The organism is Methylorubrum podarium (assembly GCF_040270385.1).
Classification (GTDB): domain Bacteria; phylum Pseudomonadota; class Alphaproteobacteria; order Rhizobiales; family Beijerinckiaceae; genus Methylobacterium; species Methylobacterium podarium.
Map to the genome: position 1 here is coordinate 137,013 of NZ_JBELQE010000101.1, position 20,278 is coordinate 157,290.

The 20,278-nt window shown below is 71.1% G+C and carries 18 protein-coding genes and 1 riboswitch; of the genes, 14 read left to right on the forward strand and 4 right to left on the reverse strand.

Features of this window, described 5'->3' with window-relative positions; genetic code table 11:
- Positions 1-177 precede the first annotated feature (177 nt).
- On the reverse strand, positions 178-1,029 hold the full coding sequence (locus tag ABS772_RS20170) for an ABC transporter permease (RefSeq protein WP_238258169.1): 852 nt from the start codon (positions 1,027-1,029) through the stop codon (positions 178-180).
- Positions 945-2,261 carry a quaternary amine ABC transporter ATP-binding protein gene (locus ABS772_RS20175; protein WP_350396517.1) on the reverse strand — a complete coding sequence of 439 codons (1,317 nt, stop codon included), beginning with the start codon at positions 2,259-2,261 and terminating at the stop codon, positions 945-947. Before ABS772_RS20175 ends, ABS772_RS20170 begins: the two co-directional genes overlap by 85 nt.
- A gap of 423 nt (positions 2,262-2,684) precedes the next feature.
- Positions 2,685-2,794, forward strand: a riboswitch (guanidine-I (ykkC/yxkD leader).
- Positions 2,795-3,183: 389 nt separating this feature from the next.
- On the opposite strand from ABS772_RS20175, the gene ABS772_RS20180 reads away from it, so the two are divergent.
- From ABS772_RS20180 to ABS772_RS20230, 11 genes are all read left to right on the forward strand, one after another.
- The gene (locus tag ABS772_RS20180) at positions 3,184-4,194 is read left to right on the forward strand and encodes an ABC transporter substrate-binding protein (protein ID WP_350396518.1); all 1,011 of its coding nucleotides are present in this window, start codon (positions 3,184-3,186) and stop codon (positions 4,192-4,194) included.
- Between the two features lie 14 nt (positions 4,195-4,208).
- Positions 4,209-5,270, forward strand: a complete 1,062-nt coding sequence (locus ABS772_RS20185; protein WP_350396519.1) for an ABC transporter permease — start codon at positions 4,209-4,211, stop codon at positions 5,268-5,270.
- A 32-nt stretch (positions 5,271-5,302) separates the two neighbouring features.
- On the forward strand, positions 5,303-6,241 hold the full coding sequence (locus ABS772_RS20190) for an ABC transporter ATP-binding protein (RefSeq protein WP_350396520.1): 939 nt from the start codon (positions 5,303-5,305) through the stop codon (positions 6,239-6,241).
- Complete coding sequence (locus ABS772_RS20195) at positions 6,238-7,038, forward strand: creatininase family protein (RefSeq protein ID WP_350396521.1); 801 nt, start codon at positions 6,238-6,240, stop codon at positions 7,036-7,038. The genes ABS772_RS20190 and ABS772_RS20195 overlap by 4 nt, the downstream gene beginning before the upstream one ends.
- Positions 7,039-7,042: 4 nt before the next feature.
- Entirely contained in the window at positions 7,043-8,416 is a 1,374-nt protein-coding gene (glnT, locus tag ABS772_RS20200) for a type III glutamate--ammonia ligase (RefSeq protein WP_350396523.1), read from the forward strand.
- Between the two features lie 12 nt (positions 8,417-8,428).
- A complete protein-coding gene (locus ABS772_RS20205; RefSeq protein WP_238255057.1) occupies positions 8,429-8,800 on the forward strand; it encodes a cupin domain-containing protein in 372 nt (123 codons plus the stop codon).
- Positions 8,801-9,036: 236 nt separating this feature from the next.
- On the forward strand, positions 9,037-9,849 hold the full coding sequence (locus ABS772_RS20210) for an urea amidolyase associated protein UAAP1 (RefSeq protein ID WP_350396524.1): 813 nt from the start codon (positions 9,037-9,039) through the stop codon (positions 9,847-9,849).
- 15 nt (positions 9,850-9,864) lie between these two features.
- Positions 9,865-10,482: an urea amidolyase associated protein UAAP2 gene (locus tag ABS772_RS20215; RefSeq protein ID WP_238255059.1), complete on the forward strand. Its 618-nt coding sequence runs from the start codon at positions 9,865-9,867 to the stop codon at positions 10,480-10,482.
- A 6-nt stretch (positions 10,483-10,488) separates the two neighbouring features.
- Positions 10,489-14,043 (forward strand): urea carboxylase, encoded by a 3,555-nt coding sequence (uca, locus tag ABS772_RS20220; RefSeq protein WP_350396525.1) that lies wholly within the window; start codon positions 10,489-10,491, stop codon positions 14,041-14,043.
- Positions 14,044-14,330: 287 nt separating this feature from the next.
- Entirely contained in the window at positions 14,331-16,151 is a 1,821-nt protein-coding gene (gene atzF, locus ABS772_RS20225; protein WP_350396526.1) for an allophanate hydrolase, read from the forward strand.
- A 181-nt stretch (positions 16,152-16,332) separates the two neighbouring features.
- A complete protein-coding gene (locus tag ABS772_RS20230) occupies positions 16,333-16,548 on the forward strand; it encodes a DUF6894 family protein (protein ID WP_350396527.1) in 216 nt (71 codons plus the stop codon).
- Positions 16,549-16,571: 23 nt separating this feature from the next.
- Here the strand turns inward: ABS772_RS20230 and ABS772_RS20235 are convergent, their stop codons facing one another.
- Positions 16,572-17,456 (reverse strand): alpha/beta fold hydrolase, encoded by an 885-nt coding sequence (locus tag ABS772_RS20235; protein WP_350396528.1) that lies wholly within the window; start codon positions 17,454-17,456, stop codon positions 16,572-16,574.
- A 51-nt stretch (positions 17,457-17,507) separates the two neighbouring features.
- A complete protein-coding gene (gene arsH, locus ABS772_RS20240) occupies positions 17,508-18,254 on the reverse strand; it encodes an arsenical resistance protein ArsH (RefSeq protein WP_350396529.1) in 747 nt (248 codons plus the stop codon).
- Between the two features lie 50 nt (positions 18,255-18,304).
- Here arsH and ABS772_RS20245 point away from each other — a divergent pair, with 50 nt between their 5' ends.
- Genes ABS772_RS20245 through arsB form a run of 3 tightly spaced genes read left to right on the forward strand, consistent with a single transcriptional unit; the run spans position 18,305 to position 20,202 of the window.
- The gene (locus tag ABS772_RS20245; RefSeq protein ID WP_350396531.1) at positions 18,305-18,664 is read left to right on the forward strand and encodes an ArsR/SmtB family transcription factor; all 360 of its coding nucleotides are present in this window, start codon (positions 18,305-18,307) and stop codon (positions 18,662-18,664) included.
- Complete coding sequence (gene arsC / locus ABS772_RS20250) at positions 18,657-19,094, forward strand: arsenate reductase (glutaredoxin) (protein ID WP_350396533.1); 438 nt, start codon at positions 18,657-18,659, stop codon at positions 19,092-19,094. Before ABS772_RS20245 ends, arsC begins: the two co-directional genes overlap by 8 nt.
- Positions 19,095-19,104: 10 nt before the next feature.
- A complete protein-coding gene (gene arsB / locus ABS772_RS20255) occupies positions 19,105-20,202 on the forward strand; it encodes an ACR3 family arsenite efflux transporter (protein ID WP_350396534.1) in 1,098 nt (365 codons plus the stop codon).
- The last annotated feature ends 76 nt before the right edge of the window (positions 20,203-20,278 follow it).

Below are 20,278 nucleotides of genomic sequence, written 5' to 3' on the forward strand. Positions count from 1 at the left end.
CTTTCAGCTTGGTCTAAGGGTGAGCGCCGATCTTGAACCGAAGTCGAACCTGGGCCTAAGCCCCTCTTGAAGTAGCGGTTATCGGGTTTATCAAGAGCGACTCGATCCTACGTCATATGTTTGTTTTGTAAACCGGAGGCGCAATGAGGAGTTGCTTGCGCCCCAAGGCTGTTGTCTTCACGCCACACCGTGAGGACGGGCCCGGGCCGCCAGCGCCTGGGTCACGCGGTCGAGGATGACCGCCAGGATCACGATGCCGATGCCGGCCTCGAACCCGGCCCCCGCCTCGAGCCGCTGGATCGATTGCCAGACCGCGCGGCCGAGACCGCCCGCACCGATCATCGCGGCGATGACGACCATGGAGAGGGCGAGCATCATGGTCTGGTTGACGCCGGCCATGATGGTCGGCAGCGCGAGCGGAAGCTGCACCTTGAACAGCTTCTGGGTCGCCGAGCCGCCGAAGGCGTCCGACGCCTCGACGAGTTCGGTCGGCACGTTGCGGATGCCGAGCGCGGTCAGCCGGATGACCGGGGGCACGGAGAACACGATCGTCGCGAAGCAGGCCGAGACGGCCCCGAGACCGAAGAAGGGGAGCGCCGGGATCAGGTAGACGAAGCTCGGCAGCGTCTGCATCATGTCGAGCACCGGCGAGAAGGCCCGCCACGCCCGCCGGCTGAGCGCGAACCAGATCCCGACCGGGATGCCGATCAGCAGCGCCGCGCTGGTCGCGATGGTGACGAGGACCAGGGTCTCGACCGTGGCCTGCCAGAGCCGCAGGTTCCACAGGAACAGCAGGCCGAGGAGCGTCATGATCCCGATCTTGCGGCCGCCGACGCGGTAGGCGGCGAAGGCTGCGACCGCGATGCAGATCCACGGCGGCACCGCGACCAGGGCGCTGGTCAGCGTGTCGATCCAGTCGGAGACGCTGCGGCTGACGGCCCGGGTCAGCCAGCTGCCATGGTCGGTGAGCCAGTTGAGTCCGTCGTCGCTGAGCGTGTCGAGGGGAAATTTCGGGACGTTCCACTCCATCGATGTGCTCCTGCCGGCTTCGAGAGGGTCGGGGCGCCCGGTTGGGACGATCCGTGCGCGCCCGGGCGCGCGGCGAGCGCCTGGACGACGTCGCGAGAGGTGATGGCGCCGATCAGACGCCCGTCCGCGCCGACGACCGCCACGGCCTCCTCGGCCGCGACCGTGGCGAGGACGGCGCCGAGATGGGTCTCCGCCTCGACCACGGCCTGTCCGAGATCGAGCAGGCTGGAGAGGGGCTCGGCGGGGCGGGCGGCGGCGAGCCTGTCGGCGAAGACGCGGCCGACGAGCCGCCCGTCGTGGTCGGCGACGAGCCAGACCCCGGCCTGCGTGGCGGCGACGGCGCTGCGCGCCTCGGCCACCGTCTGGGTCGGGGCGAGCACGACCCCGGACGCGTCCGCCACCTGTCCCGCCCGCAGTACCGCGGCGAGATCGATATGCTCGACGAACCGCTCCACGTACTCGGTCGCCGGGCGGGCCACGATCTCCTCGGGCTGTCCGATCTGGACCACCTCGCCGTCCTTCATCAGGACGATGCGGCCGCCCAGCGCGATGGCCTCGTCGAGATCGTGCGAGACGAAGACGATGGTCTTCTTGAGCTTGCGCTGGAGGTCGCGCAGCTCCGCCTGCATGTCGCGCCGGATCAGGGGATCGAGGGCGCTGAAGGCCTCGTCCATGAGGAGGATGTCCGCATCCGCCGCGAGCGCCCGCGCGAGACCCGCGCGCTGCTGCATGCCTCCGGACAATTCGTTGGGGTACTTCGATTCCCAGCCCTTGAGGCCGACGAGCTCGATGGCCTGCATCGACCGCTCGGTGCGCTCCTTGTCGGAGACGCCCTTGATCTCGAGCCCGAAGCCGACATTCCCGAGGATGGTCCGGTTCGGCAGCAGGGCGAAGTGCTGGAAGACCATGCCGAAGGTCTTCTGGCGGAAGGCGAGCAGCTCCTTGCGGCCGAGCCGGGTGACGTCCACCCCGTCCACGACGATGCGGCCGCAGGACGGCTCCACGAGCCGGTTCATGCAGCGCAGGAGCGTCGATTTGCCGGAGCCGGACAGTCCCATCAGGACGAGGATCTCGCCCTCTTCGATGTCGAACGAGATGTCGCGCAATCCGACGACGGCGCCGCAGGCGGCGGCGACGTCGCTCTTGCGCTTTCCCTGCGCGATCAGATCGAGCGCCTTGGCGGAGTTCGAGCCGAATATCTTGCTGATACCTTCAAGATTGATCCGGCCCATAGGCGAAACCTTTCAGTGTGTGGCGATATCGTCCTTGACGGAAATTTTTATAGTTTTATCTTGGACGATCAAAGGTTATTTCCAGTCATTCCAGGTGGCTTGTCGTATTGCGACGTTTTATTGGCGCCGGCCGACGTTCCGGCAATTTACCGCCGCAATCGGCGGGCTCCGCCGGGGCGTGCCGCGATTCCGGGCAAGGTTGTCCAAAAAAGTTGCAAGATATGTGCGGGATTTGAGCAGCGCGGCGTCCGTTGCGGCCCCGCCGGCGAAGGTCTCGGCAGCCGGGCGCCGTACCGCCCGACCGTGCCGGCTGCCAATTCACGCCGCACGGCGCTCAAAACATGGGCATGAACGATAAAAAGTTGCGCAGGCGCGGGATGTTCTTTGCTTGACCAGCAAAAACACAGATCTTAGAAAAGTCATCGAGTTGATCGCTAGGGTTCCAGCATCGCTTCGATGTGTTCGGTCCGAGAGCGGTTGCCGCGGCGGGAGACATCCGCCCGGATGCACGGCGGGATAAAAGCCCGGGAGACCTCACTGGCCAGAGATTGGCAAGGACAGGTCTTGTACAATCTCTTTCTGTATTGGAAGGGACGTATGCCCGGCAGAGCCTCCGAGACCGTCGTCTCGACATCTTCGATCAACACTTGGGCCCACCCCGCGATGCTTGCCGCGCCGGCCGGCCTCGGCCGCCGGCCCGCCCCGGCCGTGCCTCCCGACGGCTTCCCCGACATCGTTTCGTAGGCGGCGACGGCGCGTCGAGCCGCGCCGTCGCCCAGCCTCCCTGCTTTCCGGCGCTTCGGCTCCGGCTCTCCGACGATGGGCTTTTCCGCCCGTCGCTGCCCGTCGGCGCGCGCAGCATCGACGAGCGCCCGATCCGCACCCGCAAGCCCGACGAGACGGCCCTCCCAGGAGACGAGACATGCGCATCCCGAGTCTGATCACCGGCGGCCTCACGGGCGTCCGGCGCGGCCTGTCCGCCCTCACCCTCGCGCTCGGCCTCCTCGCCGCGCCGACGGTGCAGGCCGCCGAGCCGCTGCGCATCGGCTACAGCGACTGGCCGGGCTGGGTGGCGTGGCAGGTCGCCATCGAGAAGGGCTGGCTGAAGGAGGCCGGCATCGACGCCAAGTTCGAGTGGTTCGACTATTCCGCCTCGATGGACGCCTTCTCGGCGGGCAAGCTCGACGCGGTGACCTGCACCAACGGCGACGCCCTCGTGATGAGCGGCAACGGCGCCCGCAACGTCATGATCATGCTCACCGACTACTCGAACGGCAACGACATGATCGTCGGCAAGCCGGGGGTGAAGTCGCTGGCCGACCTGAAGGGCAAGAAGGTCGGCCTCGAAGTCGGCCTCGTCGAGCACCTCCTCCTCATCGACGGCCTGCAGAAGGCCGGGATCAAGGAGAGCGACGTCACCCTCGTCAACGCCAAGACCAACGAGACGCCGCAGGTCCTCGCCTCCGGCGACGTCGCGGCCATCGGCGCGTGGCAGCCGATCGCCGGCCAGGCCATGCGCGGCGCGGCCGGCGCCCGCCCGCTCTACACCTCCGCCGACCGGCCGGGCCTGATCTACGACGTGGTCACGGTGACGCCCGCGAGCCTCGCGGCGCGGCGGTCCGACTGGATCAAGTTCGTCGGCCTGTGGGACCGGGTCGTCGGCTATATCCAGGACCCGAAGACCCAAGCGGACGCGGTGGCCATCATGGCGGCCAAGGTCGGCGTCGAGCCGGCCGTGTTCACCCGCTTCCTCAAGGGCACGAAGCTCCTGACGCTGGCCGAGGGCCGCGCCGTGATGAAGGACGCTGACGGTTTCGGCTCGCTCTACGGTTCGAGCCGGCACGCGGACGCCTTCAACGTCAAGTTCGAGGTCTACAAGACCCCGCAGGACGTGAAGGCCAGCATCGACCCGGCGCTGACCGACGGCAAGTGAGGGGGAGCGAGCCGATGCGCGCGCCGCAGACTCGACGCCGGTCCGACGGGGACGCCGCTCCGGCGGAAGCGGTCGCCCCGCTCCCGCCGGTCGCCACGGTGCCCCCCGTCGCCGGGCGGGCGCGGCGCTCCTGGGTCGGCGTGGCGCGTCCGCTGTCGCCGCGGCGGCGGCTGACGCTCACCCTCCTCTCCTTCCTCCTGCCGCTCGGCCTCTGGGCCGCCGTCTCCTACCTGCCCTTCCTCTGGCATCCGCTGATAGAGGTGACCGAGCCCGGCGACGTGGCCTGGATGGAGCCCGGCATGCGGGTGCCGCGGGCGGCCTTCTCCGAGGAGGTCGCGGCGGCTCAGGGGGCCGGCACGGCCGTGCCCGAGGGCCGCGCGGCGAATCCCGTCTACCTGCCGGCGCCGCACGAGGTCGCGGTCGCCTTCTGGACCACGCTCACGGCACCCCCGCCCCAGCGCGACGCGATCTGGCTGCCGGCCAGCCTGTGGCACTCGATCCAGATCATATTCTGGGGCTTCACGCTCTCGTCCCTCGTCGGCGTGCCGCTCGGCGTGCTCTGCGGGGCGCAGCCCACGGTCGCCCGGCTGACCGAGCCCGTGATCGAGTTCGTGCGCTACCTGCCGGCGCCCGCCTTCGGCGCGCTGATGGTCGCGATCCTCGGGATCTACGACGGGCCGAAGATCGCCATCATCGTCATCGGCACCTTCTTCCAGCAGGTGCTCGTCATCGCCAACACCACGCGCCGGGTCGATCCGCTCCTGGTCGAGGCGGCGCTCACCATGGGCTCGCGCAACCTGCGCCTGATCCGCCGGGTGATCGTGCCGGCGGTGCTGCCGCAGATCTACCGCGACCAGCGCATCCTGCTCGGCTGGGCCTGGACCTACCTGATCGTCGCCGAGCTGATCGGCACGTCCTCGGGCATCACCTTCTTCATCACCCAGCAGGCCCGCTACCAGCACTTCGACAACGTCTACGCGGCGATCCTCGTGATCGGCCTCGTCGGCATCGCCACCGACATCGCCCTGGCGCTGATCGGCCGCCGCCTGTTCCCCTACGCGAGGGCCGAGGCATGAGCGATGTCATGAATGACGGTCTGTGTGATCGCATGAGCGCGTCCGCCCCGATCCCGCTGACCGCCGAGCCCTGCGACTACCGCAGCCAAGGCGAGGCCGTGCGCGCCCGCTTCGACCGGCTGAAGGCCCGCGACGTCGCCCTGCGGGTCGAGGGCCTCGGCAAGGTCTTCCGCAATGCCGACGGCGCCGAGACGGTCGCCTTGCGCGGCATCGACCTCGTCACCCACCGCCGGGAATTCCTCTGCGTCGTCGGGCCGTCGGGCTGCGGCAAGTCCACCTTCGTGCGCATCCTCGCCGGCCTCGAGACCAAGAGTTCCGGCACCGTCAGCGTCGGCGGCGTGCCCGTCTCCGGACCCGGCGCCGACCGGGGCATGGTGTTCCAGGGCTACACCCTGTTCCCCTGGCTCACGGTCAAGCGCAACGTCGCCTTCGGGCTCGAGGAGAACGGCGAGTCGCGCCACGTCGCCGAGCGCGAGGCGGCGCAGTGGCTGGCGCTCATCGGCCTGGAGCGCTTCGCCGACGCCTACCCGCACCAGCTCTCGGGTGGCATGAAGCAGCGCGTGGCGATCGCCCGCGCCCTCGCCATGCGCCCGCGCATCCTGCTGATGGACGAGCCGTTCTCGGCGCTCGACGCGCAGTCCCGCGCCCGGATGCAGGCCTACCTGATCGAGATCTGGCGCAAGATCGACATCACCATCGTCTTCATCACCCACGACCTCGACGAGGCCGTCCATCTCGCCGACCGCATCCTCGTCCTGAAGGCCCATCCCGGCGAGGTCGAAGAACTGATCGAGGTGCCGGTGCCCCGCCCGCGCCATCCCGGCCAGAGCCTGACGCCGGAATTCCGCGCCACCCGCGCCCGGCTCGACGCGCTGATCCATCCGGCCGAGGCCGAGTCCGACGGCCCGGCCGATCTCGGCGGCCTCGACATCGTCACCCGCATGGCGAGCGTGGGGGACGAGGTCGAATGAGCCCGCTCCCGAGCCTCCCCGTGCTCTGGTCCGAACGCACCTGGGAGGAGATTCCCGGCGACCTCGCCCGCGCCGCGGGGGCCGCGCTGCTCCCCGTCGGCGCCACCGAGCAGCACGGGCCGCATCTCGGCTGCGGCATGGATTTCGTGCTGGCCGACACCCTCTGCCGCGAGGTCTCGGCGCGCACGGGCGTGTCGATGCTGCCCACCCTCCCCTACGGCTGCTCGCTGGGCCATTCCCGGCGCTGGCCCGGAACGATCGCCCTCGACCCGCTGCTGATGACCGATCTCGTCCGGCAGATCGGCGCCCAGGCCTATCACTCGGGCGTGCGCCGCCTGTTCCTCGTCAACGGGCACGTCACCAACGCTGCCCCCTTGCGCTGCGCGCTGGAACTGCTGCGCGCGGCCCACGACGACCTGATGGTGGCGCTCGTCAACACCGCCACCGTCAGCGAGCGGGTGCGCGCGGCCCATTTCGCCGACGCCGAGGACTGGCACGCCAACCGGGCCGAGACCGCGCTGATGCAGGCGCTCGCCCCCGCCCTCGTCCGCGAAGACCGCATCGCCGAGTCCGACGACCCGGACCGCACCGAGGGTCTCGTCTTCGCCCACCCGGTCAACCGCACCAGCTGCAACGGCGTCACCGGCTCGCCCTCGCGGGCGAGCCCGGCGGAGGGCGCCGAGCTGTTCGCCTGGATGGTCGAGGATCTCGCCGCCCTCGTCCGCCGCGGGCTCACCGAGACCCCGCCCCTCCCCCATTCCTACGACGGCCGGGCCGTCGCCCCGAAAGGAGCCTGAAGCCATGGGCCACACCAGCGATATCGATCCGGCGATCCACGCCGTGCAGGACGATCTGCGCAGCAAAGGCGTGAAGTACGTCATCGGCGCCTATGTCGACATCCACGGCGCGCAGAAGGCCAAGGTGGTCCCCCTCGACCACCTGCCGCAGATGGCGGCCGGCTCCGAGCGCTACACCGGCTACGCCCTCGACGGCCTCGGACAGGCTCCGAACGAGGACGAACTCGCCTCGGTCCCCGACCTCTCGCGCGTCATCCCGCTCCCCTGGGAGAGCAAGCTCGCCTGGGCGCCGGCCGACCTCACCTTCCGGGGCAAGCCCTACCCGCTCTCGACCCGCGTCGCCCTGAAGAACGTGCTGAAGCAGGCCGAGGCCATGGGCTTCGGCTTCAACCTCGGCATCGAGTGCGAGATCTTCCTCTTGCGCCAGGCCGCCGACGGCTCGCTGCACACGCCGGTCGCGGACGATAAACTCGTGAAACCCTGCTACGACGTGCGCGGCTTCGTCGACAACTTCTCCTGGCTCGACAAGGTCGCGACCACGATCAACGATCTCGGCTGGGACCTGTACTCGTTCGACCACGAGGATGCGAACGGCCAGTTCGAGTTCGACTTCCAGTACGCCGACGCGCTCACGACCTGCGACCGGCTGACCTTCTTCCGCATGATGGCGAAGCACTACGCCAAGGAGGAGGGGCTGATCGCGACGATGATGCCCAAGCCCTTCGCCGACCGCACCGGCAACGGCGCCCACTTCAACATGTCGCTCTCCGACGCCGAGACCGGCCGCAACCTGTTCGCCTGTGCGCCGGGCGACGATCCCCGCGGTCTCGGCCTCACCGAGACCGGCTACCACTTCATCGGCGGCGTGCTGCGCCACGGCCGGGCGCTCTGCGCCGCCTTCGCGCCGACGGTGAACAGCTACAAGCGCCTCGTGCGCCAGGGGGCGATGGCGGGCTTCTCCTGGGCGCCGGTCTTCAACTCCTACGGCTCGAACAACCGCACCAACTCGGTGCGGGTGCCGGCCGGGGGCGGGCGCTGCGAGAGCCGCAACGCCGACGGGGCGGTCAACCCCTACCTCGCCGCCGCCCTGGTGCTGGCGGCGGGCCTGGAGGGCGTGCGCGAGCGGATCGATCCCGGCGCGCCCAACGAGGACAACCTCTACGAACTGAGCGACGCCGAGCGGAAGGAGCGCGGCATCGAGTTCCTGCCCCAGACCCTGCAGGAGGCGGTCGACGCCTTCGCCGCCGACCCGCTGGTCGAGGCCACCCTCGGCGCCGGCCTCCGCGAAGAATTCATCCGCTACAAGCGCGAGGAGTGGAACGCCTACCATCTCACGGTGAGCCCGTGGGAGATCGAGCGCTACAGCCACCTGTTCTAGGCGGAGGCTTCCATGACCAAAGTCATCGCCTTCGCGACCTCTGCCGCCGCGCCCTCGACCTACCGGCCGGCGCCCGAGCGCATCCTGGCCGGCGACCCGGTCCAAACCGCGACGCTCCACTTCACCAGCGCCGACGGGCGCTTCTCCGCCGGCACCTGGGCGGCGGAGCGGGGGACGTGGCGGGTCGTCTTCACCGAGAGCGAGTTCTGCCACCTGCTGGAGGGCGTCATCGTCGTCACCGACGAGGCGGGCGAGAAAACCACCTTCCGCGCCGGCGACGCCTTCGTGTCGCCGGCCGGCTTCACCGGCACCTGGGAGATCGTCGAGCCCGCCCGCAAGCTCTTCGCCTTCTACGAGGGGCCCTCGGCGCCCGACCACCCGTGACCGTCCCACCCTCACCCTCATCCTGAGGTGCTGAGCGTCAGCTCAGCCTCGAAGGAGCGCTCCAGCCGGCCGCGCGATCCCTGGAGCCCTCCTTCGAGGCCGCTTCGCGGCGCCTCAGGATGAGGGGAGAGGGTGAGACCGAGCATCGAAATCAACAGAAGATCGGCCTGCCGGGACGGCCCGGCCGCGACGGGGCTCCTGAGCCGGGACGACCCGGCCCCATCGGAGACACGACCATGTCGGACGAAGCGAGCGTGATCACGCAAAACCGCCGCCGCTACGAGGAGCTGAAGCGGGCAGGCCAGGGCCACGCCCCCCGCGCCCTGCCCGGCCCGAGCCCCCGCGGCGGCCTGCCGCTCGACGCGGGCACGATCCTCCACCGCGAGACGATCCCCGGCGGCTGGTACTGGACCACCGCGCTCAAGGCCGGCGAGGCGCTCCGGCTCTCGCTCGACCACGGCCCGTCGAGCGTCGCCCTGGCGGCGTGGTCGGCCACCGATCCGAGCGAGCGGCTGAACACCGCCGACACCGTCAAGGTGCAGTGGACCGCCGCCCTGCGAAAGGGCCGGGTGCTGTTCTCCGACATGGGCCGCGTGATGCTCTCGCTCACGGAGGATTCCTGCGCTGCCCACGATGCGCTCGTCGGCGGCTCCAATGCCGCCTCGAACGCGGCGCGCTACGCCGGCGGTCCCCACCGCAACACCCGCGACAACCTCGTGCTGGCCGCCCTCAAGAGCGGTCTGGAGCGGCGCGACATCCCGCCCTGCGTCTCGTTCTTCGCCCCCGTCGTCGTCGGGCCGGAGGGCCGCTTCGCCTGGAACGAGGCCGGCCGCGCGGCGGGCGATTTCGTCGACCTGCGCGCCGAGATGGACCTGACCGTCGCCCTCTCGAACTGTCCCCACCCCCTCGATCCGGCACCCGACTACGCGCCGAACCCGGTCGCCGTCACCCGCTTCCGGGCGCCCGCCCCGGCATCGGACGACCTCTGCCGCACCGCCACGATCGAGGCCGTGCGCGGCTTCGAGAACAACGCCGCCGCCGGCTTCTGAAGGGGAGGCAGACCGATGACCGACACCGTGACCGCGCTCTTCGATCAGGTGGTGCCCGCGCAGGCGCCGTTCTCCACGCTCGTGCGGGCGGGCCAGACGATCCGCATCGAGGATCTGGAAGGCTGCCAGGCCGTCGACACCCTGTTCTACCGGGCCGACGACCTCACCGAGCGCTACTCCGCCCAGGACACCCTGCGCGAGCAGGGCGCGGCCTACGTCACCACCGGCACGCGGGTGATGTCGAGCGAGGGCCGGGTGATGCTCACCGTCACCGCCGATTCCTGCGGGCGCCACGACACCTCCGCCGGGGCGTGCTCCTGCGAGAGCAACACCGTCCGCTTCGGCCACGCCACGAAGTATCTCCACGCCTGCCGCGAGAATTTCGCCATCGAGGTGGCGAAGTACGGCCTGTCGAAGCGCGACATCGTGCCGAACATCAACTTCTTCATGAACGTGCCGATCGAGCAGGACGGCGGGCTCGCCATCGTCGACGGCGTCTCGTCGCCCGGCGACTACGTCGAACTCAGGGCCGAGATGGACGTGATCTGCGTCATCTCGAACTGCCCGCAGATCAACAACCCCTGCAACGGCTTCAACCCCACGCCGATCCGCGTGACGGTCCGCGAGGGCTGACCCGAGATGTTCGCCAAGGTTCTGGTCGCCAATCGCGGCGAGATCGCCGCCCGCGTCGTGCGCACGCTGACGCGGATGGGCATCGCGTCCGTCGCCGTCTATTCCGACGCCGACCGCTTCACGCCGGGCGTGCTCGCCGCCGACGAGGCCGTGCGCCTCGGGCCGGCGCCGGCCGCGCAGAGCTATCTCGACGTCGAGGCCGTGATCGCCGCCTGCAAGGAAACAGGCGCCGAGGCCGTCCATCCCGGCTACGGCTTCCTCTCCGAAAATGTCGGCTTCGCCGAGCGGCTGGCGGCGGAGGGGATCGCCTTCATCGGCCCGCGCCCGGAGCACCTGCGCGCCTTCGGCCTCAAGCACACCGCCCGCGAACTGGCCAAAGCCAGCGGCGTGCCGCTCCTGCCCGGCACCGATCTTCTACCGGACGTGGAGGCCGCGCTGAGCGCGGCCGAGGCGATCGGCTATCCGGTGATGCTGAAGAGCACCGCGGGCGGCGGCGGCATCGGCATGCAGCTCTGCCACTCGGCGGAAGAACTCGCCGAGCGCTTCGCCGCGGTGGAGCGCACCGCGCGGGCGAGCTTCGGCGATGCCCGCGTCTACCTCGAACGCTTCGTGGCGGAGGCCCGCCACGTCGAGGTGCAGATCTTCGGCGACGGGCAAGGCCGCGTCGTAGCCTTGGGTGAGCGCGACTGCTCGCTCCAGCGCCGGAACCAGAAGGTGATCGAGGAGACGCCCGCCCCCGGCCTCTCCGACGCGACCCGCGCCCGGCTCCACGCCGCGGCGGTGGCGCTCGGTGAGAGCGTCGCCTACGCCTCGGCCGGCACGGTCGAGTTCATCTACGATCCCGCCCGCGAGGATTTTTCCTTCCTCGAAGTGAACACGCGGCTCCAGGTCGAGCACCCGGTGACGGAGGCCGTGTTCGGCATCGACCTCGTGGAATGGATGGTGCGCCAGGCCGCGGGCGAGGATCCGATCGCGGCGGCCGGGCCGCTCGCGCCGCGGGGTGCGGCGATCGAGGCCCGGCTCTACGCCGAGATCCCGCACGCCAATTTTTCCCCCAGCGCCGGCCTGCTCACCGAGGTGCGTTTTTCGGACTCCGCCCGCATCGACGGCTGGATCGCCGCCGGCACCGAGGTCACGCCGTTCTACGATCCGATGCTCGCCAAGATCATCGTCACCGGCGCCGACCGGCCGGCGGCGATCGCGGCGCTCCGGGCGGCGCTCGGCGAGACGGCCGTCTTCGGCATCGAGACCAACCTCGACTACCTGCGCACCATCGCCGCCTCGGAGATCTTCGCGAGCGGCCGGGTGGCGACGACGGCTCTGCGCGATCTCGAATACCGCCCCAAAAGCATCGAGGTGCTGCTGCCCGGCCCGCAATCGAGCCTGCAGGAGCTGCCCGGCCGCCTCGGCCTGTGGGAGGTCGGCGTGCCGCCGAGCGGGCCGATGGATGCCCGCTCCTTCGCCCGCGCCAACGCCCTGGTCGGCAACGACCGGGACACTTGCGCCCTCGAACTGACCGTCTCCGGCCCGACGCTCCGCTTCCACGCCGACGCTCGGGTGGCGCTGGCGGGCGCCGCGATGCGGCTCACCCTCGACGGCGCGCCGCGCCCCCACGGCGCGGCCTTCCCGGTCAGGGCAGGACAGACGCTCGCTGTCGGCGCGATCGAGGGACCGGGCCAGCGCGCCTATCTGGCCCTGCGCGGCGGTTTTTCCGCGCCGGCCGTGCTCGGTTCCCGCGCCACCTTCGCGCTCGGCGCCTTCGGCGGCCACGCCACCGGGGTGCTGAAGGCCGGCGACGTGCTCCATCTCGGCGACGCGCCGACGGTAGAGGCGGCCCCGCCCGAGCCGGCGCCGCTGACGCATGCCTGGGAGATCGGCGTCGTCTACGGTCCGCACGGGGCGCCGGACTTCTTCCAGGAGGCCGACATCGCCGACCTGTTCTCGGAATCTTACGAGGTGCACTTCAACTCGGCCCGCACCGGCGTGCGCCTGATCGGCCCGACCCCGCGCTGGGCCCGCAGCGACGGCGGCGAGGCGGGGCTCCACCCTTCGAACCTGCACGACAACGCCTACGCCGTCGGCGCCATCGACTTCACCGGCGACATGCCGATCCTGCTCGGCCCCGACGGCCCGAGCCTCGGCGGCTTCGTCTGCCCGGGCGTCATCGCCCGCGACGAATTGTGGAAGATGGGCCAGCTCCGGCCCGGCGACACCGTGCGGTTCCGGCCGGTGGAACGGCCGGAGGATGAAGCACTGGCGAAAGCCCTCCCCCCTCTGCGGGGGAGGGTGCCCGCGGAGGGGAGAGGGAACACGCCCGGCTCCCCCATCCTCGCCCGCGACGAGACCGGTCCGGTCCCCGTCGCCTACCGGCGGCAGGGCGACGACAACCTCCTCGTCGAGTACGGCCCGATGGCCCTCGATATCGGCCTGCGCCTGCGCGTCCACCTCCTCGCCGAAGCGGTGCGCGCGGCGCGGCTGCCGGGCCTGATCGACCTGACGCCGGGCATCCGCTCGCTGCAGATCCACTACGACGGCACGGCGCTGCCGCGCCCCCGCCTCCTCGGCCTGTTGCGCGAGATCGAGGCCGGCCTGCCGGCCGCCGAGGATGTGAGCGTCCCGAGCCGAACGGTGTACCTGCCGCTGTCGTGGAACGACCCGCAGGCCGAACTCGCCATGCGCAAGTACCAGGAGCTGGTGCGCCCCAACGCACCCTGGTGCCCCTCGAACATCGAGTTCATCCGCCGCATCAACGGCCTGCCCGACGAGGCGGCGGTGCGAAGCATCATCTTCGACGCGGAATACCTCGTGATGGGGCTCGGCGACGTCTATCTCGGCGCGCCGGTGGCGACCCCGGTCGATCCGCGCCACCGCCTCGTCACGACGAAGTACAACCCGGCCCGCACCTGGACGCCGGAGAACGCGGTCGGCATCGGCGGCGCCTACATGTGCATCTACGGCATGGAGGGGCCGGGCGGGTACCAGCTGTTCGGGCGCACGATCCAGATCTGGAACACCTGGCGCATGACCCGCGAATTCGTGCCCGACCACCCCTGGCTGCTGCGGCCCTTCGACCGGATCCGCTTCGTCCCCGTGAGCCACGCCGAACTCACCGAGGCGCGGGCCGCCTTCCCGCACGGGGCCTATCCGATCCGGATCGAGGACGGCCGGTTCTCCTACGCGGAGCACCGGGCCATGCTGGCGGGCCACGCGCCCGAGATCGAGGCGGCGCGCGCGCGCCAGCAGGCGGCCTTCGCCGCCGAGCGCGAGCGCTGGAAGGCGGAAGGGCTCGACAGCTTCGTCGCCGACGAGGCGGTGGCCGACGAGGCCGCCGCGATCCCGCCGGGCTGCGAGGGCGTGCCGACCACCGTGCCCGGCAATGTCTGGAAGGTGCTCGTCGGCGAGGGCGAGACCGTGGCCGCCGGCCAGACGGTGGCGATCCTCGAATCGATGAAGATGGAGGTGGCGGTCACCGCCCCCGTGGGCGGCCGGGTGCGGGAGATCCGCGCCGGGCCCGGCCGCACCCTGCGCGGCGGCGACCTCGTCGCCGTCCTCGAGGTCTGAGACGGGGATGGATCTTGCAAGAGCCGTCCTTCCCACCCGGCGCGATCCTCGCGCATGCACGGAGACGGCCGATGATGCAGCGGATCCAGCGCACCCTCACCACGATCCTCGGCCTGGTGGTGCTCGGCCTCCAGGCCAAGGCTGCCGGGCGGCTGCCGCGGGGCGGCCGGGACCGAGAAGCGCCGCGATAGCCCCGGCAGCCCCGTCGTTCGGCTCGGGCCGCCGGAGCCCCTTCTTCCGGGAGACGTGCCGCCGGCCCGTCGCCCCTTCACCGACGTGAGAGAGATATGCCGGTTCCCGCCTTCCCGAGCCTGAGCGCGCTCCACGCCGCCTACGCCGACGGGCTCTCGCCCGAGGCGGTGGTGGCGGAGACCTATCGCCGGATCGCCGCCGCCGACGATCCCGGCATCTTCCTCGCCCTGGTGCCGGAGGCGGAGGCGCAAGCCGCCGCGCGCGCCCTCGGCCCCTTCGACCTCGAACGGACGCCGCTCTGGGGCGTGCCCTTCGCGGTGAAGGACAACATCGACGTGGCGGGCCTGCCCACCACCGCCGCCTGCCCGGACTTCGCCTACACGCCGGAGGCGACCGCCCCCGCCGTCGCGCGCCTGCTCGCGGCCGGCGCGATCCTCGTCGGCAAGACCAATCTCGACCAGTTCGCCACCGGGCTCGTCGGATTGCGCACCCCCTACCCTGCCCCGAAGAACGCCTGCGATCCGTCGATCGTGCCCGGCGGCTCCTCGTCCGGCTCGGCGGTCGCGGTGGCGCGCGGCCTCGTCACCTTCGCCCTGGGCACCGACACCGCCGGATCGGGCCGGGTCCCGGCCGGCCTCAACAACGTGGTGGGGCTCAAACCCTCCCTCGGCAGCGTCTCGGGGCGGGGCGTGGTCCCGGCCTGCCGCACGCTCGACACCCTCTCCGTCTTCGCCGGCACCGTGAGCGAGGCCGACGCGGTCTTCCGGATCATGGCCGGCTACGATCCGCAGGACCCGTTTGCGCGCGCCCTGCCCGTCCCGCCCCGCCCCGGCGGCCTGCCGCCGGGCCTGCGCCTCGGCGTGCCGGATGCGGCGGGCCGGATCTTTGGTGGCGATCCCCTCTCGGAACAGGCCTTCGACGCGTCGCTGGCCGACCTTCGCGCCCTGCTCGGCGGCGCGACGACGGCGGTCGATCTCGCGCCCTTCCACGCGGTGGCGCAGCTTCTCTACGCGGGGCCCTGGGTCGCCGAGCGCTATCAGGCGATCCGCTCCTTCCTCGAGGCGTGGCCCGAGGCCCTGCACCCGACCACGCGGGCGATCATCGGCGCGGCCACCGGTCACTCGGCGGCGGATGCCTTCGCCGGCCTCTACCGCCTCGCCGAACTGCGCCGGGCGACCGAGCCGGTCTGGCGCGCCATCGACGTGCTGGTGGTGCCGACCTACCCGCGTCCGCGCCGCGTCGCCGACCTCGCCGCCGACCCGGTCGGCCCCAACAGCGAGCTCGGCACCTACACCAACTTCGTCAACCTGCTCGATCTCTGCGCCCTCGCGGTGCCGGGCCGGTGGCGCGCCGACGGTTTTCCGTCGGGCGTCACGCTGATCGCGCCGCGCGGGGCCGACGGGCTCCTCGCCGAACTCGGCGCCCGCCTCCACGCCGCCTCCGGTGCCACCCTCGGGGCAAGCGGCCTGCCGCTCCCCGCCGAGGCCGCGCCGCAGGTGACGCGCGCGCAAGGCGACGAGATCGAGGTCGCGGTCGTCGGCGCGCACCTGTCCGGCCTGCCGCTGAACGGCGAGCTGACCGCCCGCGGCGCCCACTTCCTGCGCGCCGTCGCCACGCGCCCGGATTACCGCCTGCACGCCCTCCCCGGCGGCCCGCCGGCCCGGCCCGGCCTGATCCGCGTCGCGCCCGGCACCGGTACCGCGATCGAGACCGAGGTCTGGGCGCTGGCGCCGGACGCCTTCGGCCGCTTCGTGGCGGCCATCCCCTCCCCGCTCGCGATCGGGACGCTGTCGCTCGCCGACGGCACGACCCCGAAGGGGTTTCTGGCGGAGGCGGCCGGACTCGCGGGCGCCCGCGACATCAGCGGGCACGGCGGCTGGCGCGCCTACCTCGCGTCCGGGGAGGCGTCGGCCTGACACGGTTCCCGGTTTCGGTTCGGTTGGCCGCCTGTCCCCAGGCCGCCCCATCGCTCAAAACCGGGTGCAAGTCCCTGACGGCACTGAACGCCGCATTGCCCTTTTCCCCATTCTGTCCCCATATGGAACGAAAGGCGAACGACGGTCTTTTCCGGATCGGTCAGAGGAGGAATGGGGGCCCATGGCACGCTACCGCTTCCACGCGACGAACGGCTACGAATGCGTGTTCGACGCGCGAGGAAAGGACATCCGTGTCCCCGAGCGCCTCGTGCGGCGCGCCGACGAGGTGGCGCAGGAGGTGATGAGCAGCCTCGCCGGCCGCGAGGACTGGTCCGAGTGGCACGTCACCGTGCATGACCGCGAGGGCCGGCGGGTGCTGGTGAAGCCCTTCGTGTAAGGAGGCGCCGGGCCGGGGCGCCCTCACGCCAGGAAATCGCGCAGGGCCGCGAGTACGAGGTCGGGCCGCTCCTCCTGCAGAGTGTGACCGCAATCGAGCGCGGCGCCGCGCACGTCCGCGGCCTTCTCGCGCCACGTCGCCAGCACGTCGTAGGTCCGCCCCACCGTCCCCTGGGCGCCCCAGAGCGCCAGGAGCGGAACCGCGATCCGCCTTTCGGCGTCGGCCGCGTCGTGTTCGAGGTCGATTCCCGCCGCCGCCCGGTAATCCTCGCAGATCGCGTGGCGCGTCGCCGGATCGCGGTAGACCCGCAGGTACTCGGCGAAGAGCGCCGGGCTCGGGCTGCCCGGCGTCTTCGACTGGCCTTCGACATGGGTGCGTAGAAAGAATTCCGGGTCGGCCGCGATCAGGCGCTCCGGCAGGGGTGCCGGCTGGATCAGGAAGAACCACCAGAAATAGGCGGTGGCGAAGGCCTTGTCGGTGCGCGCGTACATCGTCGCGGTCGGCGCGATGTCGAGCACGGCGAGCCGGGTGACGGCATCGGGATGATCCAGCGCGAGGCGGTGGGCGACGCGCCCGCCGCGGTCGTGCCCGACCACGGCGAAGCGGTCGTGGCCGAGGTGCCGCATCACCGCGACCGCGTCGGCGGCCATGGCGCGCTTGGCGTAGTTGGCGTGGCGCTCACCCCCCTCCGGCTTCTGCGAATCGCCGTAGCCGCGCAGATCCATCGCCACGACGCTGTGATGCCCGGCGAGCGGCGGGGCGACGGCGTGCCAGGTGGCGTGGGTCTGCGGATGCCCGTGCAGCAGGAGGACCGGCGGACCCGACCCGCCGACGGCCGCGCGGATGCGGATGCCGTCGGCGTCGATGTCGCGAAGCTGAAAGCCCGCCAGGAAGGGATCTGCCGTCATCGTTTCCCGAACCTCACCGCACGATCGAGGGTTTGGCTGCGTCCGCAGCGCCTACCGCCGGCCGAAGCCGATCTCGGCGGCCAGAGCCGCGAGCCGCGCCGGCGCGCGTTCCCTGCGCTCGGAATAGCGGTCCACGAGGTAGTCGGCCCGCCCGCGGATCAACAGGGTGAACTTCATCAGCTCCTCGCAGACATCGACCACCCGGTCGTAGAGCGGCCCGGCCTTCATCCGGCCGTCCTCGTCGAACTCCTTGTAGGCCGTCGGCACCGAGGACTGGTTCGGGATGGTCACCATCCGCATCCAGCGCCCGAGCACGCGCAGGCTGTTCACGGCGTTGAAGCTCTGCGAGCCGCCCGATACCTGCATCACCGCGAGCGTGCGCCCCTGCGTCGGGCGCACCGATCCTTCGCTGAGCGGCAGCCAGTCGATCTGGCTCTTCATGACCCCGGTCAGGGTGCCGTGCCGCTCGGGGCTGACCCAGACCTGGCCCTCGGACCAGATCGACAGGGCGCGCAGCTCCTGCACCTTCGGGTGGTCGGCCGCCGCGTCGTCCGGCAGCGGCAGGCCGTGGGCGTGGAAGAGGCGGACCTCGCCGCCCATCGCCTCCAAGAGGCGCGCCGCCTCGTAGGCCAGGAAGCGGCTGAACGAGCGCTCCCGCAGCGAGCCGTAGAGGATCAGGAAGCGCGGCGCGTGGGAGGGCGGCGCCGAGGCCTGCACCCGTTCCGCCGTCGGCACCTCGAAATGGGCGTCCGAGAGATTCGGCATCCCGTCGGAGAAGGGCTGCTGGGGCTTGTCCAAGGCGGCGGATCCCTATACGTTTCAATGATCGTTGAAATGATGGATCAATCATGGACGAACGGCAAGCCCTCGCGGCCTTCGCCGCCCTGGGCCAGGAGCATCGCCTGCGGGTCGTGCGCGCCCTCGTCACCGCCGGGCCGGACGGTCTGGCGGCCGGTTCGCTCGCGGCGGCGGTCGGGGTCGCGAGCACCAACCTCTCCTTCCACCTGAAGGAGCTCTCCCATGCCGGGCTGATCACCTCCCGGCGCGAGGGCAAGTCGGTCGTCTACAGCGCCGCCTATGCCGGCCTGTCCGACCTGATCGCCTTCCTGATGCGCGATTGCTGCCAGGGACGGCCGGAGGTCTGCGACGCCGCGCTGGCGGCCCTGTCCGCCTGCGCTTGCCCCAGCGGAGACACCGCCCATGCCTGAGGCGTTCGACGTCGTGATCTACCACAACCCGGCCTGCGGCACCTCGCGCAACACGCTGGCGATGATCCGCAACGCCGGCATCGAGCCGCACGTGATCGAGTACCTGAAGACGCCGCCGAGCCGGGCGCTGATCCGGCAGATGCTGGCGCGTGCCGGCCTCCCGGTTCGCGCGGTGCTCCGCGAGAAGGGGACGCCCTATGCCGAGCTCGGGCTCGGCGACCCGGCGCTCACCGACGCGCAGCTCCTCGACGCCGTCGCGGCGCACCCGGTCCTGCTCAACCGGCCGCTGGTGGTGAGTCCGATAGGCGTGCGCCTGTGCCGGCCGTCCGAGGCGGTGCTCGACCTGCTGCCCCCGCAGCGGGGCGAATTCGCGAAGGAGGACGGCGAGCCCGTCATCGACCCGCAGGGCCGCCGCGTCGCCGGCGCCTGAGGAGGCGCACATGTCCCTGTTCGAACGATACCTCACCCTCTGGGTGGCTTCGTGCATCGCGGCCGGCATCGCGCTGGGCCACGCCCTGCCCGGCCTCTTCCACGCCGTCGGCGCGGCCGAGATCGCCCGGGTGAACCTGCCCGTCGCCGTCCTGATCTGGCTGATGGTCACCCCGATGCTGCTGCGGATCGACTTCGCCTCGCTGCGTCAGGTCGGGCGGCACTGGCGCGGCATCGGCGTGACGCTGTTCATCAACTGGGCGGTCAAACCCTTCTCGATGGCGGCGCTGGGCTGGCTGTTCGTGGGCACCCTGTTCCGGCCCTACCTGCCGGCGGACCAGATCGACAGTTTCATCGCCGGCCTCATCATCCTGGCGGCCGCGCCCTGCACCGCCATGGTGTTCGTGTGGTCGAACCTGACGCGCGGCGAGCCGCACTTCACCCTGAGCCAGGTGGCGTTGAACGACACCATCATGGTGGTGGCCTTCGCCCCCATCGTCGGCCTGCTGCTCGGGCTCTCGTCCATCACCGTACCCTGGGGCACGCTGGTCCTGTCGGTGGTGCTCTACATCGTGATCCCGGTCGTCGTCGCGCAGGTCCTGCGCCGCAGCCTGCTCGCCTCCGGCGGTCCGGCCGCGCTCGACCGGCTGCTCGGCCGGCTCGGACCGGTCTCGCTGGCGGCGCTGCTGGCCACCCTGGTCCTGCTGTTCGGCTTTCAGGGCGGGCAGATCCTGGCCCAGCCGGCGGTCATCGGCCTGCTCGCCGTGCCGATCCTGATCCAGGTCTACTTCAACTCGGGGCTCGCCTACCTCATGAACCGCGCCGCGGGCGAGCGGCACTGCGTCGCCGGCCCCTCGGCCCTGATCGGCGCCTCGAACTTCTTCGAACTCGCGGTGGCCGCCGCCATCAGCCTGTTCGGCTTCCACTCGGGCGCGGCGCTCGCGACCGTGGTCGGCGTGCTCGTCGAGGTGCCGGTGATGCTCTCGGTCGTGTGGATCGTGAACCGCAGCCGGGGCTGGTACGAGCGGGGTGCGGCGGGCAAAGGTGCGGCGGGCAAGGGCGTGGCGGGCCAGGAAGCCGCCCCGAAGCACGCGCCTCGCGAGGCCTGAGCCGGGCCCGCGCGGGCGGCGGGTCGTCGGCCGCGTCCGTCCCCCGCCGGGCTCGGCGCGACCGCCCCCGGCCCGA